Consider the following 26,324-nt stretch of genomic DNA (forward strand, 5'->3'; position numbering starts at 1 on the left):
ACTCAAAACCCAGTTGCCTGTAAAGAGGAACTACTGCTGGAAGAGGTTCCTGAATTTCTATTTGTTCGCTGCCTATGATTCGTGCGAAGTGCGTAACGGCGGTCAAGGCAAACGTGGCGATGCGGCTCTTGAGAGGGTGATCCGTTCCCGGTTGGCCTTCAAGGCGCACGATTTTCACGCGCAACCTGCTCTGGTTAGGATTCGCGAAGCAAAGTCCGCAAAGCTCTTGATCAAACCAGATTGCCAAATCGAACGCCATCGGTTCTCTGGCCTTCCACCTGACAACTTCCTGCCAGGAAAAATGAGGATCAAGCCATTGTTCATAGGCATTCAGGGCCAGAGCATCGATGGCCTCAAAACGAACTCTGGAGTGGTCCAGATCCACGATCCCGTTCTGTTGCAGATCTTTCTGCAGTTTGGCAAAAGTAATACCGGCCTGCTTCCGCGCCTCTGACCGATAGACCTGATACCGCAAATATGTCCGTTCCCTTGGCATGTGATCCCGAGCATTCCGTGTCTCCCCATCAATGGGCCTATCCGTTGCTCATCAGCCTATTCACCTCGCCGCCAACTGTCCCTGCTGGCCCTTTGGCCAAATCATTGCAATCCATGTCCCGCGCTGGTTATAGTCGGCGCTCGTGAATCAGCTGATTCACATTTCAAATCCTTCAAAAAAGATCAGTCCCAATGCCTGCATCCCTCATCAACGCGGTAGTCGATTCAGCGGTCAACGCTGGCGTCGTGCCGTGCGGGAATCAGCAGCCCGGGCAGATCAGTCATTACCCTCCACCTGTCAGTAGCACGCCGGTGTGCGCCGTCGTATCACCGCCGGGCGTTGGCGTTTCGGGCTGATCGGCATTCTTTGCTGACCCCTGCGCCCGCCAGAAACACCTACTGAATTTCAGCCTCGGCTGAGTTGGCTATTTGCCTGACTACAGGTGGTATTCATGTTTGTCCTTTCGAAACAATCCGCGCTCGCGGCGATGTCCACGAGCCTGTTCGTTCTGCTGTGGAGCAGTGGTGCGATCTTCTCCAAATGGGGCCTGGCCCATGCCTCGCCCTTTGCTTTTCTATTGATTCGCTTTGTGATCGCCCTGTGCGGGCTGCTGCTGTTGACGCCGCTGCTCAAGTTGAAGCTGCCCAAGGGTGGCAAACCGATGCTGTTCGCGATTGCAACGGGCCTGGTGTTGTTGGGCGCGTATCAGATTTTTTATCTGTTGGCGCTCAACACCAAAGTCACGCCGGGGGTGATGGCGACCATCATGGGCGTACAGCCGATCCTCACTGTGGTGTTGATGGAGCGGCAGCGCTCGGCGAGCCGGATGTTCGGTCTGGCGCTGGGCCTGGCCGGGCTGATCATGGTGGTTTACCAGGGGATCGGTCTGGCGGGGATGTCTTGGGCCGGGATGCTGTTCGGCCTGCTTGCACTGGCGAGCATGACTCTGGGTTCGATCATGCAGAAACGCATCACCGACAATCCCCTCGGCACGCTGCCAGTGCAATACCTAGCCGGACTGTTGTTGTGCGGGATATTTGTGCCGTTTCAACCGTTCCACTTTGAGCACAGCGCCGGTTTCATCGTGCCGGTGTTGTGGATGGGACTGGTGGTGTCGGTGCTGGCGACGCTGTTGCTGTACCGCCTGATCGCTCGGGGCAATCTGGTGAACGTCACCAGTCTGTTCTATCTGGTGCCAGCGGTGACGGCGCTGATGGACTATCTGATTTTCGGCAATCGTCTGGCGACGCTGAGTGTGCTGGGGATGCTGTTGATCATTGTCGGTCTGGCGTTTGTGTTCCGTAAAACCGGCTGATCCGTAAACTGATCGCGGCTGTTCGGCCGCCTTCGCGAGCAGGCTCGCTCCCACAGGGGAATGCATTCCAAATGTGGGCTTGCTCGCGAAGACTGACTTATCGACGCCGCCAATCAGCGGGCGGTTGCTACCGCCGGCTTCAACACCAACCACAACGCCAGCGCAATCAACACCCCGCCGTACAAGTGAGCCATCGACAGCGGCTCATCCAGCAGTAACGCACCCCACAACACGCCGAACGCCGGGATCATGAAGGTGACGGTCATCGATTTGACCGGGCCGATGGAACTGAGCAAGCGGAAATAGATGATGTAGGCGAACGCGGTGCAACCCAGACCCAGGCCCAGCAGCGATAGCCATACACTCCAGCCGCCCCAGCTTGCCGGTGGTGCGGTGATCACGCTGTAGCCGAACAGCGGCAAGAGAAACAGCGAAGCGCCGAGCATGCTGCCCACGGCTGAGAGACGACTGTCGAGCCCACCGCTGTGATCCAGCCAGCGTCGCGTGAGAAATCCGGCGAAACCGTAGCAGGTGGTGGCAAGCAGGCAGGCGAGGGCGCCCATGAGCAATGGCAGATCGAAAGCCACCGGCCCTGCACGCGTCAGCACACCGACCCCGAACAAGCCGAGAAACACCCCGGTCAGCTTCGCGGCAGTGAGTTTTTCACTGAAAAACAGCCCGCCAATCAACACGCCCATCAACGGCGTGGTGGCGTTGAAGATTGCCGAGTAACCGGCCGGCAACACTTGCGCCGCCACCGAATACAGCGTCGCCGGAATCCCCGAGTTGATCACCCCCAGCAACATCACCGTTTTCAGTTTGCCTTTGAAGTCCCAGCTGATGCGCATCAACCCGAGAATCACCAGCAGCCCGACGGCCGCTATCGACACCCGAAAGAACGCGGTCGGAATGGTGCCGATCACCGGCGCAATAATGCGCATGAACAGGAAACTCGCGCCCCAGATGGCTGCCAGCGACAGCATGCGGAAAATATCGACAGCGCTCACGATGGCACTCCTTCCTTGATCGGGACGAGAGTGTTGCCGAGCGCCCCGGCGATGGCAACCGCTAATCGGGCATTTAATTCGCTGCAGCGGGTTGCCTGGTGAAAAATGCCAGCGATGTGCGCTGGCGTTCCGGTTTTGGCAGAAATTGCACTTCACCTGCACCCGGTTCCGTGGCTAAGCTCAGGCACAGATTTCCACTTGCACGCCGAGGTCTCATCTATGCCGCAGCAATGGCCAGCCACCGACATCGCCCGCATGATCCTCGATGGCTTTGACGATTACCGCGAGCACTTCCGGCGGATTACCGATGGCGCGCGCGAGCGCTTCGAGCAGGCGCGCTGGCAGGAAACGCAGACCGCCTCGGCGGCGCGGATCAATCTCTACGAGGAAAAGGTCGGCGAAACCATCGCCCGCCTGCGCGAGCATTTCGACGACGAGACGTTGATGAATGTCGGCAGCTGGCCGTTGGTGAAAAGTGCCTACATCAGCGTGATCGACCTGCGCTTCGACGATGAGCTGTCCGAGACCTGGTACAACTCGATCTTCTGCGGGCTGTTCAGCCACGACCTGATCAGCGACGGCTGCATGTTCATCCACACCACCCGGCCGAGCCTGCGCCGCGCCCGGGCTGCGCAAACCCGCACCTATAAGCCGCAGGGCCAGTTGTCGTCGATGCTTGCGAGCATCTTTGCCGACTACCGTTTCAGCGAGGATTACGCCGATCTGCCCGGCGATCTGCAGCGCCTCGAAGCGCAACTGCGCGAGAATTTGCCGGACTGGGTGTGCAAGGATCCGGAGCTGAGCGTCGAGCTGTTTTCCTCGGTGCTGTACCGCAACAAAGGCGCGTATCTGGTGGGGCGCATCTACACCCCCAACGAGCAGTGGCCGCTGGTGATTCCGCTGCTGCACCGCGAAGGCCGCGGGATTCAGATCGACGCGCTGATCACCGACGAAGCCGATGTGTCGATCATCTTCTCTTTCACCCGTTCGTATTTCATGGTCGATGTGCCGGTGCCGGCGGAGTTCATCGGTTTCCTGCGGCGCATTCTGCCGGGCAAGCACATCGCTGAGCTGTACACCTCGATCGGCTTCTACAAACACGGCAAGTCCGAGTTCTACCGCGCGCTGATCAATCACCTGGCCAACACCGACGATCAATTCATCATGGCGCCGGGCGTGCGCGGCATGGTCATGAGCGTGTTCACCCTGCCGGGCTTCAACACCGTGTTCAAGATCATCAAGGACCGTTTCTCGCCGTCGAAAAACGTCGACCGGGCGACGGTGATCGAAAAATACCGATTGGTGAAAAGTGTCGACCGCGTCGGGCGCATGGCCGATACCCAGGAATTCGCCGACTTCCGTTTTCCACTGAGCAAGTTCGATCCGGCGTGCCTGGAAGAGCTGCTTGACGTCGCGCCGTCGACGGTCTCGGTCGAAGGCGACACGGTGTTGATCCGCCACTGCTGGACCGAGCGCCGCATGACCCCGCTCAACCTCTATCTGGACAACGCCAACGAAGCGCAGGTGCGCGAGGCACTGGAGGATTACGGCCTGGCGATCAAGCAACTGGCGGCGGCCAATATCTTTCCCGGTGACATGCTGCTGAAGAACTTCGGCGTTACCCGGCATGGGCGGGTGGTGTTCTACGACTATGACGAAATCTGCTTCCTGACCGAAGCCAACTTCCGCCACATCCCCGCGCCACGCACCCCCGAGGACGAAATGGCTTCCGAGCCCTGGTACTCGATCGGGCCGCTGGACGTGTTTCCCGAGGAGTTTCCGCCGTTCCTGTTCGCCGATGCCGGGCAGCGCAAACTGTTCGATCAACTGCACGGCGAGTTGTACAACGCCGATTACTGGAAGGGTCTGCAGGAGGCGATTCGCGCCGGCAAAGTCATCGACGTATTCCCTTACCGCCGCAAAGGGCTGGATAATGAATGACGCCCGGGTAAACACATTGTGGCGAGGGGATTTATCCCCGATGGGGTGCGTAGCACCCCCCAAAAACCTTCAACTCAGACGCTTCAGTCCGACTTTCATATCCAGTCGGCGACTGCTGCGCAGCCGATCGGGGATAAATCCCCTCGCCACAAAAGCACCTCGCAGTCGTGTTCAGTGACGCAAATCTGCGACAATCGGCCCTCTGCACATATAGACGACCGAATTGCGTACCCGATGACCGACGAATCGCCCTCCATCGACAAACTGCTGAAAAACCTTGATCACGCCATGCTCGCCGACCGTCACCGGCTGCGGCGGCAGTTGCTCGAGCTGCGCAAGAAACCCGACGAGGCCAAACTGGCCCAGTGGGTGACGCGCCTGCAGGCGTCCAGTGATCAGGTGCTGGCGCGCCGTGCCAGCCTGCCGGTGATTCGTTACGACGACAGCCTGCCGATTGCCGCCAAGCGCGATGAGATCAAGGCTGCGCTGGAGAAGCATCAGGTCCTGATCATTGCCGGCGAAACCGGTTCGGGTAAAACCACGCAGTTGCCGAAAATCTGCCTGGAAATCGGTCGCGGTCAGCATGGCTTGATCGGCCACACCCAGCCGCGCCGAATCGCGGCGCGCAGTGTGGCCAGTCGGGTCGCCGAAGAACTCGGTACGCCACTGGGCGCGCTGGTCGGTTATCAGGTGCGTTTCGAAGATCAGAGCGATGCCAACACCCTGATCAAACTGATGACCGACGGCATCCTGTTGGCGGAAACCCAGAATGACCGTTATCTGGAACGCTACGACACGATCATCGTCGACGAAGCTCACGAACGCAGCCTGAACATCGACTTCCTGCTCGGTTACCTGAAAACCCTGCTGCCGCGTCGTCCGGACCTGAAAGTCATCATCACCTCGGCGACCATCGATCTGGAGCGCTTCTCCAGGCATTTCGATGACGCGCCGATTGTCGAAGTGTCCGGCCGCACCTTCCCGGTTGAAACCTGGTATCGCCCGCTGACGCTTGAGCAGGATGAAGAAGGCAACCGCGTCGAAGACGACCTGACCGTCGATCAGGCGATCCTCGCCACCCTCGACGAGATCGCCGCCTACGAGCGCAGTGAACGCCGCAGTCCCGGCGATGTGCTGGTGTTCCTGCCCGGCGAGCGCGAGATTCGCGACGCCGCCGACATGCTGCGCAAGGCTCAGCTCAAACACACCGAAATCCTGCCGCTGTACGCGCGCCTGTCGCCGGCTGAACAGCAGCGGATTTTCCAGTCGCATCCGGGACGCCGCGTGGTGCTGGCGACCAACGTCGCCGAGACCTCGTTGACCGTGCCGGGCATCCGGTACGTGATCGACAGCGGCACCGCGCGCATCAGTCGCTACAGCTATCGCGCCAAGGTCCAACGCCTGCCGATCGAAGCGATTTCCCAGGCCAGTGCCAATCAGCGTAAAGGTCGTTGCGGCCGGGTCGAACCGGGGATTTGCGTGCGGCTGTACAGCGAGGAAGATTTCCTCGGTCGCCCGGAATTCACTGACCCGGAAATTCTGCGCACCAACCTTGCCGCCGTGATCTTGCAGATGCTGCACCTGCGCCTCGGTGAGATCACCGCGTTCCCGTTCATCGAGCCGCCGGACGGCAAGGCGATCAGCGACGGTTTCAACCTGCTGCAAGAACTCTCGGCGGTGGACCGCAACAGTCAGCTGACCCCGCTCGGGCGCCAGTTGGCGCGCCTGCCGGTGGACCCGCGCATGGGCCGCATGCTGCTCGAAGCGGCCAGGCTCGGCAGCTTGCAGGAAGTGCTGATCGTCGCCAGTGCGATGTCGATTCAAGACCCGCGCGAGCGTCCGCCGGAGCGTCAGCAAGCGGCGGATCAGGCCCACGCGCAGTGGAAGGACAGCGATTCGGACTTCGCCGGTCTGGTCAATCTGTGGCGTGGTTTTGAAGAACAGCGCCAAGCGCTGACCGCCAGCCCACTGCGTAACTGGTGCCGGAAGAATTTCCTCAATTACCTGCGTCTGCGCGAGTGGCGTGATTCCCATCGCCAGCTGAGTCTGATCTGCCGCGACATGCAGTTGAGCCTCAACAAGGAACCGGCGGATTACCCGAAACTGCACAAAGCGGTGCTGGTCGGATTGCTCAGCCAGATCGGTCAGAAAACCGAAGACGGCGATTACCTTGGCGCCCGTCAGCGGCGCTTCTGGATTCATCCGTCGTCGGGCATCGGCAAGAAACGCCCGCAGTGGCTGATGACCGCCGAACTGGTGGAAACCACCAAGCTTTACGCGCGCATGGTCGCCAAGATCGACGCCGACTGGATCGAACCGCTGGCCGGGCACCTGATCAAGAAAAACCACTTCGAACCGCACTGGGAGAAGAAGCGCGGCCAGGTTGTGGCCTACGAGCAGATTACCCTGTTCGGGCTGATCGTGGTCGGTCGCCGCCCGGTGCATTACGGCCCGGTGGATCCGGTGGTGTCGCGTGAGCTGTTTATCCGCGAGGGCCTGGTGCGTGGCGAGATTCAGTCGAAAGCCAAATGCTTGAGCGCCAACAAACAATTGCTCGAACAGCTCGACGAACTGGAAGCCAAGGCCCGGCGCCGCGACATCCTCGCTGACGAAGAAACCCTGTACGCGTTCTACGATGCGCGGTTGCCGGCGGAGATTCACCAGACCGCGACCTTCGACAGTTGGTATCGGGTCAACAGCCAGAAGAACCCGCAGCTGCTGATCATGCGCGAAGAGGACGTGCTGGCCCGCGAGGCCAGCGAAGTCACCGCGCGCGACTACCCGGACACGTTGCACATCGGCGATCTGGAGTTGGCGCTCAGCTACCACTTCGAACCCAATCACCCGCGCGACGGCGTGACCCTGCGCGTGCCGGCACCGCTGCTGCCGATGCTGCCGCCGGAGCGTCTGGAATGGCTGGTGCCGGGGCTGATCGAGGCCAAGTGCATTGCGCTGGTGCGCAATCTGCCGAAAGCCCTGCGCAAAAACTTCGTGCCGGTGCCGGATTTCATCAAAGCGGCGTTGCAGCGCATGACCTTCGCTGAGGGTTCGTTGCCGCAATCGCTGGGTCGCGAACTGCTGCGCATGACCGGCGCCCGAGTCAGCGATGAGGCGTGGGCGGAAGCGGCGCAGCAGGTCGAAAGCCATCTGCGGATGAACCTGGAAATCGTCGACGGCCAAGGCAAGTTTCTTGGTGAGGGACGCGATCTGGCCGAGCTCACCGCGCGCTTCGCCGAAGCCAGTCAAGCGGCTTTGGCCGTGCCGCAAAGTGCGAAAAAGTCAGCAACCGGTGGAGGCCAAGGTCTTCGCTCCGGTGGCGGAAAAAGACTCAGCAGAAGATTGCCGGCCTGTCGATGACGGTCTATCCGGCACTGGTGGAAGAAGGCGGCACGGTCAAGGAAGGGCGGTTTTCGACCCCGGCCGAAGCCGAATTCCAGCATCGCCGCGCCTTGCAGCGGCTGCTGATGCAGCAACTGGCGGAGCCGGCGAAGTTCCTGCGCAGCAAACTCCCGGGCATCACCGAGCTGGGCCTGCTGTATCGTGAGTTGGGCCGAGTGGACGCGCTGGTGGAAGACATTCTGCTGGCCAGTCTCGACAGCTGCATTCTGGAAGGCGAAGACCCGTTGCCGCGTGACGGTGCCGGGCTGGCGGCATTGGCCGAACGCAAACGCGGCAGCTGGACCGAACACGCCGAGCGCGTGGCGCGGCTGACCCTGGAGATTCTCAAGCTGTGGCACGGCCTGCAAAAGCGCTTCAAGGGCAAGATCGATCTGGCTCAGGCGGTGGCGCTGAATGACATCAAGCAGCAAATCAGCCATCTGGTGTATCCGGGGTTCGTCCGGGAAACACCGATGCAATGGCTCAAGGAGTTGCCGCGCTATCTGAAGGCGGTCGAGCAGCGTTTCGAGAAACTCGGTGCGCAAGTACAGAAGGATCGCGTCTGGAGCGGTGAACTGGCCGGCCTCTGGGCGCAATACCAGGTCCGCGCGGCGAAACATGCCCAGGAAGGTAAACGCGATCCGCAGCTGGAGTTGTACCGCTGGTGGCTGGAGGAATACCGGGTGTCGCTGTTCGCCCAGCAGTTGGGAACGAAAGTGCCGATCTCGGACAAGCGGCTGAGCAAGCAATGGAGTCAGGTCGAGGCTTGATCCCCAACCCTGCATCGCCTCTGTAGGAGCTGCCGCAGGKCKGACGATCTTTTTTGATTTTTGCTTTTTCAAAGATCAAAAAGATCGCAGCCTTCGGCAGCTCCTACAGGGGGGCCGCGTGGTAGAGGTGCGGCACACCGACGCAGATCAATGCGTCCCCAGCCACCCCAGGCGTATAATCGCCCAGCCCTTTCAGCCCTGTGCGCGCCGGAGATGCCCGATGGATCCTGCAGTATTCGAAGAGTGGATGATGACTGGCCTGGTCAGCATCCTGATCATTTTCATGGGATTCATCGTCTGGGATCTGGCGAAGAAGTCCAAGGCCGGGCGCTTCGGCTCGTTCATTCTGTTCTTCGTGCTGGGTCTGGGCGTGGCCGCGTTCATCATCAAGAGCGTGGTAATCGGCCTGATCGAATCCGGCGCTCTATAACCGCGCCGGCACTTCCTTCCACTGGCCCTGATCGAGCCCTTCGAGCGTCCAGTCGCCAATCCGCACCCGCACCAGCCGCAACGTCGGCAGCCCCACCGCGGCAGTCATCCGCCGTACCTGACGGTTGCGTCCTTCACGAATCACCAACTCCAGCCAACGGGTCGGCACGCTTTTGCGAAAGCGTACCGGCGGATTGCGTGGCCACAGTTCAGGCTCATCCAGTTGCCGCGCCTCGGCGGGCAGAGTCATGCCGTCGTTCAGCTCGACACCGTCGCGCAGGCGCTGCAGTTGTTCAGCCGTCGGCTCGCCTTCGACCTGCACCCAGTACGTCTTCGGCAACTTGTGTTTCGGGTCGGCGATCCGCGCCTGCAACTGACCGTCATTGGTCAGCAGCAACAAACCTTCACTGTCGCGATCCAGACGTCCGGCCGGATAAATGCCCGGCACATCGATGAAATCCTTGAGCGTCGCCCGCCCGCCTTCGTCACTGAACTGCGTCAGCACATCGAACGGTTTGTTGAACAGGATCAGCTTCGGCTCGGCCGGCGGCGCCTTGGCGACACGACGTGGCGCTGAGGGGGAAGGCTTCGCGCCAGGGCGGCGGGAAGGAGGACGCGGGGGACGGGACATGGCGAAAAGAACATCTGACGGTCAGGGCTGCTAATGCTAGTGCCCCGACCGCCAAATGACCACGACTAACCGTTAACGGAACGGCGGCTCGTCGAAGCTGCGCAGTTTGCGCGAGTGCAGCGAGTTGAGTTCGGTGCGCAGCAGATCCACCGCCGCGATGCCGATCTTCAAGTGCTGGCTGACCGCGCGCTCGTAGAACGCGTTGGCCGAACCCGGCAGCTTGATTTCACTGTGCAGCGGTTTGTCCGAGACGCACAGCAACGTGCCGTAAGGCACCCGCAGGCGATAGCCTGGGCGGCGATGGTGCCGCTTTCCATGTCCACCGCAACGGCGCGGGACAGGTTGATCAACGGACGTTCCTGCGCCCAGCGCAATTCCCAGTTACGGTCATCGTAGGTCAGCACGGTGCCGGTGCGCAGACGCTTTTTCAGCTCCTCGCCCTTCTCGCCGGTGATATTGGCCGCGGCTTGTTGCAGCGCCAGTTGCACTTCGGCCAGCGCCGGAATCGGAATGTTCGGTGGCACCACGCGATCGAGAATCCCGTCACGACGCATGTAGGCGTGTGCCAGCACGTAGTCGCCGATGGTCTGCGACTGACGCAGGCCGCCGCAGTGGCCGATCATCAGCCAGCAATGCGGACGCAGCACCGCCAGGTGGTCGGTGATGTTCTTGGCGTTGGACGGGCCGACGCCGATGTTGACCAGGGTCACGCCATGGCCGTCGTTGGCGATCAGGTGATAGGCCGGCATCTGGTAGCGGTGCCAGACCACGCCAGCGGCAATCGCCGAGGCTTCGCCGTGATCCATGCCCTTCTCGATGATCACATTGCCCGGCAGGACCATACGCACGAAACGCGGGTCGTTGCGCAGTTGCTCCAGGCCATGGACGATGAACTGGTCGACGTAGCGATGGTAGTTGGTCAGCAGAATCCACGGCTGCACATGGCGCCAGTCGCTGCCGGTGTAGTGCACCAGACGACGCAGCGAGAAGTCGACCCGCGCGGCGTCGAACAGCGCCAGCGGCAGCGGATCGGTGTTTTCCCAGTCGTAGAGGCCGTCGGCGATGCCATCGGTGGCGGCGGACAGGTCGGTACTCGGGAACACTCGCGCCAGCACCGCAGCGGTGACGCCGGAGCCGGCCAGCTCATCGCCCTGCTCGACCACGTACGGGTACGGAATGTTCTGCTGGCTGACGCCGACTTCCACGGTCACGGTGAAGTCGTGCATCAACGGCACCAGTTGTTCCAGCAGGTATTTGCGGAACGCCTTGGGGTGGGTGACGGTGACGCTGTAAGTGCCCGGCAGTTGCACCTTGGCGTAGGCGCGGGTGGTCTGCGGGACTTCGCCCTGACACAGGTAGGTCAGACGCAGTTCGGGGTAACGAAACAGAGCACGCTGTTCGGCGTCAGGCTCGACGCGATCCTTGAGGTAACGCTTGAGCGCCGAGTTCAGCGCAGTGGTGGCCCGCTCATGCAGCTCGGCCAGACGATCCACGGCTTGCTCGGCGGTTTGAACGACAATAAACGCTTCGGTCACGATCAGCTTCCTGTGTTCTGACTTGCAGAGCTTCATCTTGCCTGCATCGTGGTCTCACGGGAACAGTGGCGTTGTGGCTGTACCCAAATCTTTCAAACAAAGCGAATCCCAGTGGGAGCTGGCTTGCCAGCGATGAGGCCGGCACATTCGATATCAATGTTGACTGACAGGTCGCCATCGCTGGCAAGCCAGCTCCCACAGGGTTTTGCAGTGTTCGAAGGACCGGGGTCAGAAACCCTGCGGGGTTGAGCGGGCGACGATGGCTTCGACATCAAGCCCACGCGGCAATGCGCCATAGACCCGGCCGCCACCGTTCAGACGGCTGGCAATAAACGCATCACTGACCGCCGCATTCCCCGCCTCCAGCAACAACTTGGCCTGCAACCCCAGCGCTATATCTTCAGTCAGTTGCCGCGCGCGGTATTGAATATCGCTGGTGTCCTTGAACTGCGCCTGCAACTGCTGAATATGCGCGGCCAGACGCTTGTCGCCATGGCCGTTGCCCAACTCGCTGAACAGCACATCGAGCACACCCGGCTCTTTCGACAGTGCACGCAGCACGTCGAGGCACTGCACGTTGCCCGAGCCTTCCCACGTCGAGTTGACCGGTGCTTCGCGATACAGCCGCGGCAAAATGCTCTCCTCGACATACCCGGCGCCGCCCATGCACTCGGCGGCCTCGTTGATCATTCCGGGGGCGCGTTTGCAGATCCAGTACTTGCCCACCGCCGTCACCAGACGGGCGAATTGTGCTTCGTGGCGGTCATCCAGATGATCCAGCGCCTTGCCCATGCGCAGGCTCAGCGCCAGTGCGGCCTCGCTTTCCAGCGCCAGATCGGCCAACACGTTCTGCATCAACGGTTGCTCGCTGAGCAGTTTGCCGCCGACCGAACGGTGCGCGCAGTGATGGCTGGCCTGAGTCAGCGCCTGACGCATCAGCGAGCTGGAGCCGACCATGCAGTCGAAACGGGTCATCGCCACCATCTCGATGATGGTTGGTACGCCGCGCCCTTCTTCGCCGACCATCCATGCCAGCGCGCCGCGAAACTCCACTTCACTGGAGGCGTTGGACTGGTTGCCGAGCTTGTTTTTCAGGCGCTGGATGTAGAACTGATTGCGCGTGTCGTCCGGACGATGGCGCGGCAGCAGGAAGCAGGTCAGCCCCTTGTCGGTTTGCGCCAGGGTCAGAAACGCATCGCACATTGGCGCCGAGCAGAACCACTTGTGCCCGACCAGTTCATAGGCCTGGCCCGGACCACTGGCGCCCACCGGATAGGCCTTGGTGGTATTGGCCCGCACATCGGTGCCGCCCTGTTTCTCGGTCATCGCCATGCCGATGGTCACGCCGGCCTTGTTCGCCATACCGACATTGCGCGGGTCATACTCGGTGGCAAGGATTTTCGGCAGCCACTGTTCGGCCAGATCCGGCTGCAAACGCAGGGCCGGGACGCTGGCGAACGTCATGGTCAACGGGCAACCGCTACCGGCTTCGGCCTGGCTGTGCAGATAGCTCATCGAGGCGCGGGCAACATGCGCGCCGTCCTGCGGATGAGTCCAGGGTGACGAGGTCAGGCCATGTTCGATCGCGGTGCGCATCAGCTCATGATAGGCCGGATGAAATTCCACCAGATCAATGCGATGGCCGTAACGGTCATGGCTGACGAACACCGGTTTGTTCTGATTGGCGAGGAACCCGGCTGTCATCAGCGGTCCGCCGGCCAGCGCACCGTAGGCATCGATCCGCGACTCAGCCCAACCGGCGCCAAAGCGGCGCGACCACTCCTGCAATGGCAGGTCGATGCGGTACAGGTTGGCGCCATCCAGCGATGGCGGCTGGTTGGTGACTTCGTGGGTTTCGGCGAACTGATGCAGGTTCATGACGGGGCTCCTTTGGTCAGCCAAGGAATCCAGTTAAGCACCGGCCCGTGGCTGATCAAAGTGTCATATGCGCCGAACTGTCGGCGCTTTCACCCTGTTACGCGCTGAGCACCCGACGCTCCAGCGCCGTCTGCAGGTCTTCGAATTTCACCGGTTTGTGCAGGTAATCGATGCGCGTACCCGGCGCGCAATGCTCGCGATCCGTGCCCTGCGCCAGCATGAACACCGGCAGACTGGCGCAGCCGGGCAACGCATGAATCTGGCAGCACAGCGACGCCCCTTCGTGGAAGGGCAACTGGCAATCGATCAGCACCGCATCGAAATTTTCCCGTTGCAGGCAATCGAGTGCCGCCGCGCCGTTGTCCGCCGTGCGCACGCGGAAACCGAGCTTGAGCAGCATGCCGCGCATCACCAGTTGATTGACGCTGTTGTCGTCGACCAGCAATACCGTGCAGTCCTGCGGCGCACGGATCCGCTCCTGCAGCGGAGCCGGGTTCGGCACCGCTTCGACCGCCGGCAGTTCGAATTCGACGTCCAGCTGAAAACGGCTGCCACGCCCGGGTTCGGAACGATGGGTGAGCTTGCCGCCGAGCAACTCCACCAGTTGCCGACAGATCGCCAGCCCCACGCCCAGCCCACCGTATTCGCGGGTCATCGAGCCGTCGAGCTGGAAGAAGCGCTGATACAGCGTCGCCTCGCCCAGATCGGTGAAACCGATGCCGGTGTCGATCACCGCAAATGACAACGCCAAACGGTTGTCCGCCGTCGGCTTGCCGGTCACCCGCAGCGCCAGACCACCGACCCGGGTGAACTTGATCGCATTGTCCAGCAGGCACTCCAGGCACTGCGCCAGTTTTGCACTGTCGCCGTGCAAGCGATCCGGCAGGGTCGGCAGCACCTCGACCTTGAAGTCCAGCGACTTGCTCGCCGCGTTGCCGTCGAACTGCACGCGCAAGGCCTCGACCACCGCGCGCAGGCTGAAGCTGCCCGGCGTCGCCTTGAGCTTGCCGGCCTGCAATTCGGTGAGGGTGAGGATGCCGTTGACCATGCGCATCATGTCCCGCGCAGAACCGGCGGCGGTTTGCTGGTATTGCTCCAGTTCAGGCTCCAGCTCGACGGTCTGCATCAGTTCCAGCGAACCGATCACGCCGTTCATCGGCGTGCGCAATTCGTGGGTCAGGGTCGCGAGGAATTCATCCTTGAGCTTGTTGCTGTGCGCCAGTTGCTGGTTGAGCACTTCGAGTTTCTGCCCGGCATCGAACAGGGTCTGCGCCTGTTGCTCGCGCATCGCGTTGATGCGGTCGGCCAGCGCCAGCGACAGCAGCGCGACTTCGATCGCCGAGCCGATCTGACTGGCGTACATGGTCAGGAACACGTTTGGCAGCAAGCCGAGCACCATCAGCGTGTTGACGATACCGCCGAGCAAAAACGCCGACCAGGCAATGATGAAATAACGCGCCACCCGCAAGCCGCGCCACCAGGCGAGGATCCCGGCAGCGAAAATCACCACGGTGAACACCAGCGCCAACAGGGTCGCCAGGCGCAGCGACAAGGCGTAACTGGTCATCAGCGACAGCCCGACCACCAGCGCACCGAACGCAATCAAAGCGATCAGCAGATAGTCGAGCCAGCGGCTGTGGGTTCTGGTCTGCAGGAAACTGCGGGCGAACTGGCTGCCGAACAGCCCGGCGCAACCGATGAAAAACGGCGTGGCGGCGTTGGCCCACCACGGATTGTCCGGCCAGAAATACTCGACCGCCGCGCCATTCACCGACAGTTGATAGAGGCCGAACGAGGCGATGTAGAAGATGTAATAAAGGTAGCTGGTGTCGCGCACGCTCAGGTAGATGAACAGGTTGTAGACCAGCATCCCCAGCAGCACACCATAAATAATCCCCAGCACATACAGGCGCACTGGCTGGTCTTCGAGGTAAGCCGTGCTCGACCATAACGTTACTGGGGCCTGGATCGAGCCTTCACTGGCCAGACGCAGGTACACGGTTTTTTGCTGGTCAGGGGCGAAGGTCAGGTCGAACAGGTAATTGTTCTGACGGATTTCGCGACTGGCGAACGGCAAAGCGTCGCCGGTTTGCCGGATCAGCCGGTAGTCGCCATTGGCATCGGCCATATAAAGGTCGAGGTGATCGAGCGGCGGATACGCCAGCTCCAGCAGCCAGGTGCGTTGTGCGGCCGGATTGTTCGGACGGTAATGCAGGTCGATCTTCAGCCAGAACGCCGAGCGCGAGTAACCGGCATTGAGCGTGGCTTTGTCGTGGGGTTTGAAATTGCCCGCCGCCGCTTGAGCGCGAACGTCGGCGATGTTCGCCTGACCGCTCGGGTCTTCGAACACCTGCAAGGAGCGGCCCAGCGGGAGGCTCTGGGTATTTTCGTCGAACTCGACGGCGCTTGCGAGAAGGGGCAAGCAGAACAGCAACATCAGCAAATAGCGCATTGAAGCCCCAGCGTGGCTCGTCCGGTTGTGTCAGGAAGCCCCCCATTCCCTTTGAGTAGACGTAAAACCGGTATTACCTGTTATTGGTTTGGATCCAGACTAGCATAGCCGTTGATGGCCATTGAGCACCATCGAAATTTTTCCTGCAAAGGCTCTAGAACGGGCGTTTCAGAGCAAAGCTGCGGACTAGAGCTGTTGAGTTGGTCAACTCGCTACAACGGCGCATGTTGTGCATACCTCTGTGGCGAGGGGATTTATCCCCGATGGGTCGCGAAGCGGCCCCAAACCATGCAACCAGATTCTTTCAGACACGATTCGTAAAATGGATTTGCGACTGCTTCGCAGCGCATCGGGGATAAATCCCCTCGCCACCATTGCTACCCGACTAATGGCCGCAATGTGTCAGACAATCTCTAGCCAAACACCGTCAGGACTGAACCCCAAAATCAGGTTTGGTGGTAAGCTCGCGCACCATGAATATTTACAGCTCCCGCCCCGTTGTCCTCTGTCTCTCCGGCCACGACCCCAGTGGTGGCGCCGGCTTGCAGGCAGATATCGAAGCCTTGCTCGCGCAGGGTTGCCACGCGGCTCCGGCCGTCACCGCCCTGACCGTGCAAGACACCGTCAACGTCACTGACTTCCGCGTCCTCGACCGTGAGTGGGTACTGGCCCAGGCCAATGCCGTGCTCAACGACTCCGAAGTCTCTGCGGTCAAACTGGGCATGCTCGGTTCGCTGGAAATGGTCGACACCGTGGTCGAACTGCTTTCTGCGCACCCGCACCTGCCGGTGGTCTGCGACCCGGTGCTGCGTGCCGGCGGCGGCGGACGACTGGGCAAGGATGAAGTCGGTTACGCGATGCGCGAGCGCCTGCTGCCACTGTCGATCATTGCCACCCCCAACCTGCCCGAAGCCCGAATCCTCGCTGAACTGCCCGAAGGCACCGCAGACGAGTGCGCGGAAAAACTCCTGCCGTTCGTCAAAAACCTGCTGATCACCGGCGGCCACGGCGACGAAACTGAAATCCACAATCGCCTGTACGGCCGTGACGGCCTGCGTGACACCTTCTATTGCCAGCGTCTGCCAGGCAGTTATCACGGTTCCGGTTGTACCCTGGCCAGCGCTATCGCCGGTCGTCTGGCCCAGGGCGAACACCTCGCCAGTGCCGTACGCACGGCACTGGATTACACCTGGCGCACCCTGCGCGATGCCGAACAACTGGGCAAAGGCCAGTTCGTGCCGCGTCGTCTGCCGCTGGATTTTTGCTCGTAACGTCGTGAGGTCTGCCTGATGAAACTACGTGGCCTGTACGCCATCACCGACAGCCAGTTGCTGGCGGGCAAGTTTCTGTCGTACGTGGAGGCGGCGCTGGAAGGCGGCGTCACCCTGCTGCAATACCGCGACAAAAGCAGCGACGAGGCCCGCCGCCTGCGCGAGGCCGAAGCCCTGCGTGACCTGTGCGAGCGCTACAAGACGCAGTTGATCATCAACGATGACGCCGAACTGGCCGCGCGCCTGAACGTCGGCGTGCACTTGGGGCAGACCGACGGCCCGCTGTCGCCGACCCGCGCCCTGCTCGGCTCCAAAGCCATCATCGGTTCGACCTGCCATGCGCAGCTCGAACTGGCTGAACAGGCCGCCAAGGAAGGCGCGAGTTATGTCGCCTTCGGTCGCTTCTTCAATTCCAGCACCAAACCCGGCGCGCCAAGCTGCAGCCTCGATCTGCTCGACGAGGCCAAGCGCAAGCTGCATCTGCCGGTCTGTGCGATTGGCGGCATCACCCTCGACAACGCCGCCCCGCTGGTGGCCCACGGTGTCGACCTGCTGGCGGTGGTCCACGGCTTGTTCGGTGCCCAGAGCACCGCCGAAGTGACCCGCCGCGCCCGCGCCTTCAACGAACTTCTGAAAATCTGATTTGAGAGCCCGAACATGTCTCGTTCCGAAACCCTGTTTGCCAATGCCCAGAAACACATTCCCGGTGGTGTGAACTCGCCGGTGCGCGCGTTCAAGAGCGTGGGCGGCACACCGCTGTTCTTCAAGCACGCCGAAGGCGCCTACGTCACTGACGAAGACGACAAGCGTTATGTGGATTACGTCGGTTCGTGGGGTCCGATGATCCTTGGCCACAGCCACCCGGACGTGCTCGACGCGGTGCGCAATCAACTGCAGCACGGCCTGTCCTACGGCGCGCCGACCGCGATGGAAACCGAAATGGCCGACCTGGTCTGCTCGCTGGTGCCGTCGATGGACATGGTGCGCATGGTCAGCTCCGGCACCGAAGCGACCATGAGCGCAATCCGTCTGGCCCGTGGTTACACCGGTCGTGACAGCATCATCAAGTTCGAAGGCTGCTACCACGGTCACTCCGACAGCCTGCTGGTCAAGGCCGGTTCCGGCGCACTGACTCAAGGCGTGCCGAGCTCCGCCGGTGTACCGGCAGCGTTTGCAAAACACACCTTGACCCTGCCGTTCAACGACATCGACGCGGTTGAGAAGATGCTCGCCGAAGTCGGTCAGGACGTGGCGTGCATCATCGTCGAGCCAGTGGCGGGCAATATGAATTGCGTGCCGCCGGCGCCGGGTTTCCTCGAAGGCCTGCGTGCGCTGTGCGACAAGCATGGCGTGGTACTGATTTTCGACGAGGTGATGACCGGTTTCCGGGTGGCCCTCGGTGGCGCTCAGGCGTACTACGGCGTAACCCCGGATCTGACCACGTTCGGCAAGATCATCGGTGGCGGCATGCCGGTCGGCTGCTTCGGCGGCAAGCGCGAAATCATGCAGCGCATTGCCCCGCTGGGCCCGGTTTATCAGGCCGGCACCCTGTCGGGCAACCCGCTGGCAATGGCCGCCGGTTTGACCACCCTGCGGCTGATCAGCCGTCCGGGCTTCCACGCCGAGCTGACCGATTACACCACGCGCCTGCTCGATGGCCTGCAACAACGCGCCGATGCGGCGGGCATTCCGTTCGTCACCACGCAAGCGGGTGGCATGTTCGGCCTGTACTTCAGCGGTGCCGACGACATCGTCACTTTTGAAGACGTGATGGCCAGCGACGCGGCATTGTTCGGTCGCTTCTTCCACCTGATGCTGGAAGGCGGCGTGTACCTCGCACCGAGCGCCTTCGAAGCCGGTTTCACCTCGATCGCCCACGGCGAAGCCGAGCTGAAAATCACTCTGGACGCAGCCGAGCGCGCCTTCGCCGCACTGAAGTAATCGCCGTGCCGCTGACGTTGGCCATCGCCAGCGTCAGCTTTTACCTACACCCAAGCCGTTTTTCCCACGCCTCTGCTAAAAATCGGCAAGAAAGTGGCCGATATATTCCCCGCGCAGCAGAAAAACGAGTAAAGACTTTGTAAGGTTGGCCCTGCTTATTTCATAATGCGCGCTTATTGGATCCCTCGATGGGTCCGCGTGCCCTTCAGAGGTAAGTCGATTCCCATGAACCGCACCGGCCGCACCCTTGCCTTGGGCTGCCTGTTGCTCCTTCAGCCCCTGCTCGCGCATGCACAAGCAGGCGGCAACTCGTTGTTGATCCCGGCGATGGGTCGTTGCACCCTCAATACCCAGCCGCAAGACGTCACGCAGGCACTGGCCGCCTGCCAGAAAGCGGCGGACGAAGGGGATGCACAAGCGCAATACGAGTTGGGTGAGTTCTACTACGACGGCAAGAATGCGCCACGCGATCTCAATCAAGCCCTGAGCTATTTCGAAAAGGCCTCGTTGCAAGGCCACGCTCAGGCGCAGTTCAAGCTCGGCACCATGTTTTTCCACGGCGAAGGCGTGCAGGCCAATAACATTCAGGCGTACATCGTACTGAAGATGGCCGCGGTCAACGGCGCTGAAGATGCGCTGGACACCGCCGACGAAGTCTCCGAAAAAATGTCCCGCGAAGACCTCGAAACCGCGACCCAGGTGCTGGGGCAAATTTTCCGTAAATACCTGATGGAACTGCAGAACGCCGATGGGCGCACGCCGTTTTCGCCATTGCCATAAGACCTTTTGTGGCGAGGGGATTTATCCCCGATGGGTTGCGTAGCAGCCCCAAAACCCTGCAATCAAGTTCCTTCTGACATACCTTGCTGAATGGACTTGCGACTGCTTCGCAGTCGATCGGGGATAAATCCCCTCGCCACAAATCATTTCAAATCCAGATCCGGGCTTACTTCTCAGGCATCGGCATCGGAAACGGCATCACATTGCCGACCGCACCGCGGGCTTCGCTGATTTTCGGGGTGCCCAGACGTTCCACCTCGTCGATGCGCACGATCGAATGCATCGGCACAAAGCTGCGCACCACGCCTTCGAACTGCGCCTTGAGCTTCTCTTCGCTCGGATCGACCACCACTTGCGTGCGCTCGCCAAAGACGAACTCTTCCACTTCCAGAAAACCCCACAGATCACTTTGATAGATCTGTTTGGCGTACATTTCGAACACCTGGCCCTGGTTGAGGAAAATCACCTTATAGATTGGAGCTTCGCGTTTGGTCATGGCGGGGGGATAACATCGGGGATAAAAATGAGGGCGCAAACTATAGCATAGCCACCGGACGCGCAGCGGTAGGAACCTGAGGGCTTGTTCCCTATAATGCCGGGTTCTTTGAATCACGTGACGACCCTACTCCATGGCCAAGAAGCTTTACATCGAAACCCACGGTTGCCAGATGAACGAGTACGACAGCTCGCGCATGGTTGATCTGCTGGGCGAACACCAGGCCCTGGAAGTCACCGCGCGCGCTGAAGATGCCGACGTGATTCTGCTCAACACCTGCTCGATCCGCGAGCGCGCCCAGGATCGGGTGTACTCGCAGCTCGGCCGCTGGCGCGAACTGAAACTGGCCAACCCGGACATGGTGATCGCCGTCGGTGGTTGCGTGGCCAGCCAGGAAGGTGCGGCGATCCGTGATCGCGCCCCGTACGTCGACGTGGTCTTTGGCCCGCAGACCTTGCACCGTCTGCCGGAAATGATCGACGCCGCGCGCAGCAGCAAGCTGCCGCAAGTCGACGTCTCGTTTCCGGAAATCGAGAAATTCGACCACTTGCCCGAGCCGCGCATCGATGGCCCGAGCGCCTACGTGTCGGTGATGGAAGGCTGCAGCAAATACTGCACGTTCTGCGTGGTGCCTTACACCCGTGGTGAAGAAGTCAGCCGGCCGTTCGATGACGTGATCGCCGAGATCATCCACCTCGCCGAAAATGGCGTGCGTGAAGTGACCCTGTTGGGGCAGAACGTCAACGGCTATCGCGGCCTGACCCATGATGGGCGTCTGGCCGATCTGGCCGAACTGATCCGCGTGGTTGCCGCCGTCGATGGCATCGACCGCATTCGCTACACCACTTCGCACCCGCTGGAGTTCTCCGACAGCCTGATTCAGGCCCACGCCGAAGTGCCGGAACTGGTCAAACACCTGCACTTGCCGGTGCAGTCGGGTTCCGACCGGATCCTCGCGGCAATGAAGCGCAACCACACCGCGCTGGAATACAAATCCAAACTGCGCAAACTGCGCGCCGCCGTGCCGGGCATCTGCATCAGTTCGGATTTCATCGTCGGCTTCCCGGGCGAGACCGAGAAAGACTTCGAACAGACCATGAAGCTGATTGCCGATGTCGGCTTCGACTTCTCCTATTCGTTCGTCTACAGCCAGCGTCCGGGCACGCCGGCGGCCGATCTGGCCGATGACACCCCGGAAGAACTGAAGAAAGAACGCTTGAATGCCTTGCAGCATCGTTTGAATCAGCAAGGGTTCGAGATCAGCCGACAAATGGTCGGTTCGATCCAGCGCATTCTGGTTACTGACTATTCGAAGAAAGACCCGGGCGAGCTGCAAGGGCGCACCGAGAATAATCGTATCGTCAACTTCCGCTGCGATAATCCGACCCTGATCGGCCAGTTCGCCAACGTGCACATCGACGCGGCGCAACCGCATTCGCTGCGCGGCTCGCTGGTCCAATAACATCGCGCGCTTTCTGTAGTAGGACTGTTGTGGTGAGGGGATTTATCCCCGATGGTTGGCGCAGCCGACCCAACGCTGAAGTTGCGGTGAATCTGCCATACCAAGAGCTCTGGTTTTGGGGCCGCTCCGCGGCCCATCGGGGATGAATCCCCTCGCCACAGATAACTCCACCCGCCACAGAAAGGCGCTCCAAACTCGCATCGATATTTAAGAGCTTTCGCACCCACGCCACTGGCGTTATCCTTGATTTCATCTTAATTGCCCCAGGGCGGCTAAATACGACCTTGAACGCACCCATAGAACCACATCGTTTTATCCTCGAGCCCTTTGAGGCTCGCCGCTTCGCCAATCTGTGCGGGCAGTTCGACGAGCATCTGCGCTTGATCGAACAGCGCCTGGCCATCGAGATCCGCAATCGCGGAAACCAGTTCGAACTGATCGGCGACCCCAAGCACACCACGTCTGCGGAAAACCTGCTGCGCCGCCTGTACCGCGAAACCAAGGGTACCGAGCTGTCACCGGACATGGTGCACCTGTTTCTCCAGGAATCGGCCGTCGTCGAACTGGACAATCACGCTCCCGCTGAAGCTTCCGTCGCCCTGCGCACCAAGAAAGGCATGATTCGCCCCCGTGGCTTGAATCAGCTGCGCTACGTGAAGGAAATCCTCGGCAACGACATCAACTTCGGCATCGGCCCGGCCGGTACCGGCAAGACCTATCTGGCGGTGGCCTGCGCAGTCGATGCCCTGGAACGCGAGCAGATCCGCCGCATTCTGCTGGTGCGTCCGGCGGTTGAAGCCGGTGAAAAGCTCGGCTTCCTGCCCGGCGACCTGGCGCAGAAGATCGACCCGTACCTGCGCCCGCTCTATGACGCACTCTACGAGATGCTCGGCTTCGAATACGTGGCCAAGCTGATCGAGCGTCAGGTGATCGAAGTCGCGCCACTGGCGTACATGCGCGGTCGTACGTTGAACAACAGCTTCATCATTCTCGACGAAAGCCAGAACACCACCGTCGAGCAGATGAAAATGTTCCTGACCCGGATCGGCTTTGGCTCCACCGCCGTGATCACCGGTGACATCACCCAGGTCGACCTGCCGCGCGGCACCAAGTCCGGCCTGCATCATGTGATCGAAGTACTCAAGGATGTTCCGGGCATCAGCTTCACCCACTTCCAGCCCAAAGACGTCGTGCGCCACCCGTTGGTGCAGCGGATCGTCGAGGCCTACGAACGCTTCGAGACCCGTGCCGAAGCCGCCAGGGAAACCTCGCGCGATGCTTGAGCTGGATCTGCAAATCGCTACCGAAGCGAACGCCCCGAGTGAAACCGAGTTCCGCCAATGGTGCGAACTGGCCCTGCGCCAGCGCAGCGCCGACTCGGAAATGACCATTCGCCTGGTCGACGAGGAAGAAGGCCGCGAACTCAATCACACCTGGCGCCACAAGGATTACGCAACCAACGTCCTGTCGTTCCCGGCGGAAGTCCCGGACGAATTCCTCGACATCCCGCTGCTCGGCGATCTGGTGATCTGCGTGGCGGTGGTCGAACGCGAAGCTGCCGAACAAGGCAAGGAACTCAAGGCCCATTGGGCACATCTAGTCATTCACGGCTGCTTGCATCTGCTCGGTTACGACCATATAGATGACGACGAAGCCGAAGAAATGGAAGCACTGGAACGCGAGTTGCTTGCCGAACTGGGCTATCCCGATCCGTACGCGGACGACGAAACCGAAACATCCCCTATCGTTACAACAAAGGATTCAGAGTAATCGCTATGAGCGAAGATCGATCGAGCAACGGGCAGAAGTCATGGCTGGGTAAACTGACCCAGGCTTTTGCCCACGAGCCGAAGAACCGTCAGGAGCTGCTTGAGCTGCTGCGTGATGCACATCAGAACAAACTGCTGGACAGCGAAGCGCTGGCCATCGTCGAAGGCGCCATTCAGGTGGCTGACCTGCAAGTACGCGACATCATGGTCCCGCGCTCGCAGATGATCAGCATCAAGGCGACCCAGACCCCTCGTGAATTCCTGCCCGCCGTGCTCGACTCGGCGCACTCGCGCTATCCGGTCATCGGCGAAAGCCATGACGACGTGATGGGCGTGCTGCTGGCCAAGGACCTGCTGCCGCTGATCCTCAAGGAGAACGGCGACAGCTTCAACATCAAGGACCTGCTGCGCCCGGCCACCTTCGTGCCGGAGTCCAAGCGTCTGAACGTGTTGCTGCGTGAATTCCGCGCCAATCACAACCACATGGCTATCGTCATTGACGAATACGGCGGCGTGGCTGGTCTGGTCACGATCGAAGACGTGCTGGAGCAGATCGTCGGCGACATCGAAGACGAGCACGACGTCGAAGAAGACAGCTACATCAAGCCGCTGCCCAGCGGTGACTTCCTGATCAAGGCCCTGACGCCGATCGAGAACTTCAACGAGTTTTTCGACAGCGAATTCTCCGACGACGAGTTCGACACGGTCGGCGGTCTGGTGATGAGCGCGTTCGGGCACTTGCCAAAACGTAACGAAATCACTGAAATCGGCGCCTATCGTTTCCGCATCCTGAATGCCGACAGCCGTCGGATTCATTTGCTGCGACTGACGCCAATCGCTCGTTAAATCTAAGGATTGGGGTATGTCATCAGCTATTTCCTGTATCGCGTTGCGCCTGAAAGCGGGCCAGGCAAGGCGCAGTCCGCAGGGAATGGCATTCCCTTTCCAAGGACTGCAACGCAGCATGGCCCGCTTTCAGGCGTAACCCGGAGGGCCGGGCCTGCTGTTACGCAGGGCTGCGTTGCTCGTCGTTCATTTGAAAAACCAAACTTCACTCCTCGCGCCTTGCCCTGCGTAACAGCAGACCCGGCGCGATACAGGAAATAGCTGATGACATACCCCCTGCGCTGGACAACCCGCCCCGGCTGGCCCGGTAACCTGCTGGCCGTGGCGGCCGGTGCAATCACCACCTTCGCCCTGGCCCCGTTCAACATCTGGCCACTGGCTTTGCTCGCGGTCGGCCTGTTCTACGCCGGCCTGCGTGAGCTGAAACCGCGTCAGGCGCTGGGCCGTGGCTGGTGCTTCGGTTTCGGACTGTTCGGTGCCGGCACCAGCTGGATCTACTACAGCATCCACCATTTCGGTGGTGCATCGGTGTTGCTGGCCGGGTTCCTGATGCTGCTGTTCACCGCAGCGATCGCGTTTTTCTTCGCCCTGCCCGCCTGGGTCTGGGCGCGCTGGTTGCGCCGCAATGAAGCACCGCTGGCCGATGCGCTGGCGTTTGCCGCACTGTGGGTCGGCCAGGAAGCGTTTCGCGGCTGGTTCCTCACCGGTTTCCCGTGGCTCTACTCCGGCTACAGTCAGCTCGACGGCCCGTTGGCCGGGCTCGCGCCGGTCGGCGGCATGTGGCTGGTATCGTTCGTTCTGGCGCTGACTGCAGCGCTGATCTGCAACGCGCCCCGCTTGTTGCAATCCGGTCGCAAGGGCTTTATCGCGGCTGGCCTGGTGTTGCTGGTCGGGCCATGGGTGGCGGGCATTGCGCTCAAGGGCCACGCCTGGACCAGTCCGTCCGGTCCGGCCCTGAGCGTTGCCGCGATTCAGGGCAACGTCGAACAAAGCATGAAGTGGGACCCGGCGCAGCTCAATGCGCAACTGGCGCTGTACCGCGACCTGAGTTTCCGCTCCAAACCGGTGGACCTGCTGATCTGGCCGGAAACCGCGGTGCCGGTGCTGAAGGAGTCCGCCGAGGGCTACCTGAACATGATGGGTAACTTCGCCGCCGAGCGTAAATCGGCGCTGATCACCGGCGTGCCGATCCGCGAAACGGTTCGTCACGAAAAACGCTTCTTCAACGGCATTACCGTGGTCGGCGAAGGCGATGGCACCTACCTCAAGCAGAAACTGGTGCCGTTCGGCGAATACGTACCGTTGCAGGATCTGCTGCGCGGGTTGATCGCGTTCTTTGACTTGCCAATGTCCGACTTCGCTCGCGGTCCGGCGGATCAGCCGTTGTTGCAGGCCAAGGGTTATCAGATCGCGCCGTTCATCTGCTACGAAGTGGTGTACCCGGAGTTCGCGGCAGGTCTGTCGGCACGCAGCGATCTGCTGCTGACGATCAGCAACGACACCTGGTTCGGCACCTCGATTGGCCCGTTGCAGCACCTGCAAATGGCGCAGATGCGCGCACTTGAGGCCGGCCGCTGGATGATCCGCGCCACCAACAATGGCGTGACCGGGCTGATCAACCCGTTCGGGCAGATCACCGAGCAGATTCCGCAGTTCGAGCAGGGCATTCTGTATGGCGAAGTGGTGCCGATGCACAACCTGACGCCGTACCTGCAATGGCGCTCGTGGCCGCTGATCATCATTTGTGTGCTGCTGTTTGGCTGGGCGCTGATGGCGAGCCGGATGTCGAAAACCCTTTAAAAGCAGGTCACTGACCTGTGGCGAGGGAGCTTGCTCCCGCTCGGCTGCGAAGCAGTCGTAAATCCAGCGCCCGCGATCTGTCTAAGACAGTGCGTTTACCTGGATCAGGCCTGCTGCGCAGGCCAGC

At 61.0% G+C, this 26,324-nt stretch carries 18 protein-coding genes and 2 pseudogenes; 13 read left to right on the top strand and 7 right to left on the bottom strand.

Annotation, left to right across the window (positions count from 1 at the left end; genetic code table 11):
* The coding region (locus HT737_RS11400; RefSeq protein WP_182402577.1) for a hypothetical protein at positions 1-496 on the bottom strand (496 nt) is incomplete at its 3' end.
* A 451-nt stretch (positions 497-947) separates the two neighbouring features.
* On the opposite strand from HT737_RS11400, the gene HT737_RS11405 reads away from it, so the two are divergent.
* Positions 948-1,811 (top strand): DMT family transporter, encoded by an 864-nt coding sequence (locus HT737_RS11405; RefSeq protein WP_182402580.1) that lies wholly within the window; start codon positions 948-950, stop codon positions 1,809-1,811.
* Between the two features lie 113 nt (positions 1,812-1,924).
* Here the strand turns inward: HT737_RS11405 and HT737_RS11410 are convergent, their stop codons facing one another.
* Positions 1,925-2,818, bottom strand: coding sequence for a DMT family transporter (locus tag HT737_RS11410; RefSeq protein ID WP_041070290.1), 894 nt, complete (start codon positions 2,816-2,818; stop codon positions 1,925-1,927).
* Positions 2,819-3,037: 219 nt separating this feature from the next.
* Between HT737_RS11410 and aceK the strand changes: the two genes are divergently transcribed.
* From aceK to HT737_RS11425, 3 genes and pseudogenes are all read left to right on the top strand, one after another.
* Positions 3,038-4,759, top strand: coding sequence for a bifunctional isocitrate dehydrogenase kinase/phosphatase (gene aceK, locus HT737_RS11415; protein ID WP_047292357.1), 1,722 nt, complete (start codon positions 3,038-3,040; stop codon positions 4,757-4,759).
* Between the two features lie 288 nt (positions 4,760-5,047).
* Positions 5,048-8,907: pseudogene (gene hrpA / locus HT737_RS11420) on the top strand (ATP-dependent RNA helicase HrpA).
* Between the two features lie 220 nt (positions 8,908-9,127).
* Entirely contained in the window at positions 9,128-9,337 is a 210-nt protein-coding gene (locus tag HT737_RS11425) for a DUF2788 domain-containing protein (RefSeq protein WP_003228500.1), read from the top strand.
* Here the strand turns inward: HT737_RS11425 and HT737_RS11430 are convergent.
* From HT737_RS11430 to HT737_RS11445, 4 genes and pseudogenes are all read right to left on the bottom strand, one after another.
* Positions 9,332-9,967, bottom strand: a complete 636-nt coding sequence (locus HT737_RS11430; protein WP_041065061.1) for a pseudouridine synthase — start codon at positions 9,965-9,967, stop codon at positions 9,332-9,334. The two genes, HT737_RS11425 and HT737_RS11430, sit on opposite strands and share 6 nt — an antisense overlap.
* A 72-nt stretch (positions 9,968-10,039) precedes the next feature.
* Positions 10,040-11,538: pseudogene (gene amn / locus HT737_RS11435) on the bottom strand (AMP nucleosidase).
* A 192-nt stretch (positions 11,539-11,730) separates the two neighbouring features.
* Entirely contained in the window at positions 11,731-13,380 is a 1,650-nt protein-coding gene (locus HT737_RS11440; protein WP_182402582.1) for an acyl-CoA dehydrogenase family protein, read from the bottom strand.
* A 97-nt stretch (positions 13,381-13,477) separates the two neighbouring features.
* Positions 13,478-15,832 (bottom strand): hybrid sensor histidine kinase/response regulator, encoded by a 2,355-nt coding sequence (locus HT737_RS11445; protein WP_182402584.1) that lies wholly within the window; start codon positions 15,830-15,832, stop codon positions 13,478-13,480.
* A 473-nt stretch (positions 15,833-16,305) separates the two neighbouring features.
* Here HT737_RS11445 and HT737_RS11450 point away from each other — a divergent pair, with 473 nt between their 5' ends.
* The 4 genes from HT737_RS11450 to HT737_RS11465 all read left to right on the top strand — a co-directional run bounded on the left by HT737_RS11450 (position 16,306) and on the right by HT737_RS11465 (position 19,824).
* Positions 16,306-17,103, top strand: a complete 798-nt coding sequence (locus HT737_RS11450; protein ID WP_182402586.1) for a hydroxymethylpyrimidine/phosphomethylpyrimidine kinase — start codon at positions 16,306-16,308, stop codon at positions 17,101-17,103.
* A gap of 18 nt (positions 17,104-17,121) precedes the next feature.
* On the top strand, positions 17,122-17,745 hold the full coding sequence (gene thiE / locus HT737_RS11455; RefSeq protein ID WP_041065048.1) for a thiamine phosphate synthase: 624 nt from the start codon (positions 17,122-17,124) through the stop codon (positions 17,743-17,745).
* Between the two features lie 15 nt (positions 17,746-17,760).
* Positions 17,761-19,044, top strand: coding sequence for a glutamate-1-semialdehyde 2,1-aminomutase (gene hemL / locus HT737_RS11460; protein WP_121187372.1), 1,284 nt, complete (start codon positions 17,761-17,763; stop codon positions 19,042-19,044).
* 225 nt (positions 19,045-19,269) lie between these two features.
* Positions 19,270-19,824 (top strand): tetratricopeptide repeat protein, encoded by a 555-nt coding sequence (locus HT737_RS11465; protein WP_047296791.1) that lies wholly within the window; start codon positions 19,270-19,272, stop codon positions 19,822-19,824.
* Between the two features lie 166 nt (positions 19,825-19,990).
* On the opposite strand, the gene HT737_RS11470 is transcribed toward HT737_RS11465, so the two are convergent.
* Complete coding sequence (locus HT737_RS11470; protein WP_003185742.1) at positions 19,991-20,320, bottom strand: DUF1820 family protein; 330 nt, start codon at positions 20,318-20,320, stop codon at positions 19,991-19,993.
* Between the two features lie 133 nt (positions 20,321-20,453).
* Between HT737_RS11470 and miaB the strand changes: the two genes are divergently transcribed.
* The 5 genes from miaB to lnt all read left to right on the top strand — a co-directional run bounded on the left by miaB (position 20,454) and on the right by lnt (position 26,197).
* On the top strand, positions 20,454-21,782 hold the full coding sequence (miaB, locus tag HT737_RS11475; RefSeq protein WP_182402588.1) for a tRNA (N6-isopentenyl adenosine(37)-C2)-methylthiotransferase MiaB: 1,329 nt from the start codon (positions 20,454-20,456) through the stop codon (positions 21,780-21,782).
* 284 nt (positions 21,783-22,066) lie between these two features.
* A complete protein-coding gene (locus tag HT737_RS11480; RefSeq protein ID WP_097089326.1) occupies positions 22,067-23,065 on the top strand; it encodes a PhoH family protein in 999 nt (332 codons plus the stop codon).
* Positions 23,058-23,552: an rRNA maturation RNase YbeY gene (gene ybeY / locus HT737_RS11485; RefSeq protein ID WP_182402590.1), complete on the top strand. Its 495-nt coding sequence runs from the start codon at positions 23,058-23,060 to the stop codon at positions 23,550-23,552. Before HT737_RS11480 ends, ybeY begins: the two co-directional genes overlap by 8 nt.
* Before the next feature lie 5 nt (positions 23,553-23,557).
* Positions 23,558-24,397: an HlyC/CorC family transporter gene (locus HT737_RS11490; RefSeq protein WP_003228526.1), complete on the top strand. Its 840-nt coding sequence runs from the start codon at positions 23,558-23,560 to the stop codon at positions 24,395-24,397.
* Between the two features lie 276 nt (positions 24,398-24,673).
* Complete coding sequence (gene lnt, locus HT737_RS11495) at positions 24,674-26,197, top strand: apolipoprotein N-acyltransferase (RefSeq protein ID WP_182402604.1); 1,524 nt, start codon at positions 24,674-24,676, stop codon at positions 26,195-26,197.
* Positions 26,198-26,324: the final 127 nt, after the last annotated feature.

It is taken from the genome of Pseudomonas sp. MD195_PC81_125, from assembly GCF_014060985.1.
GTDB lineage: Bacteria > Pseudomonadota > Gammaproteobacteria > Pseudomonadales > Pseudomonadaceae > Aquipseudomonas > Aquipseudomonas parakoreensis.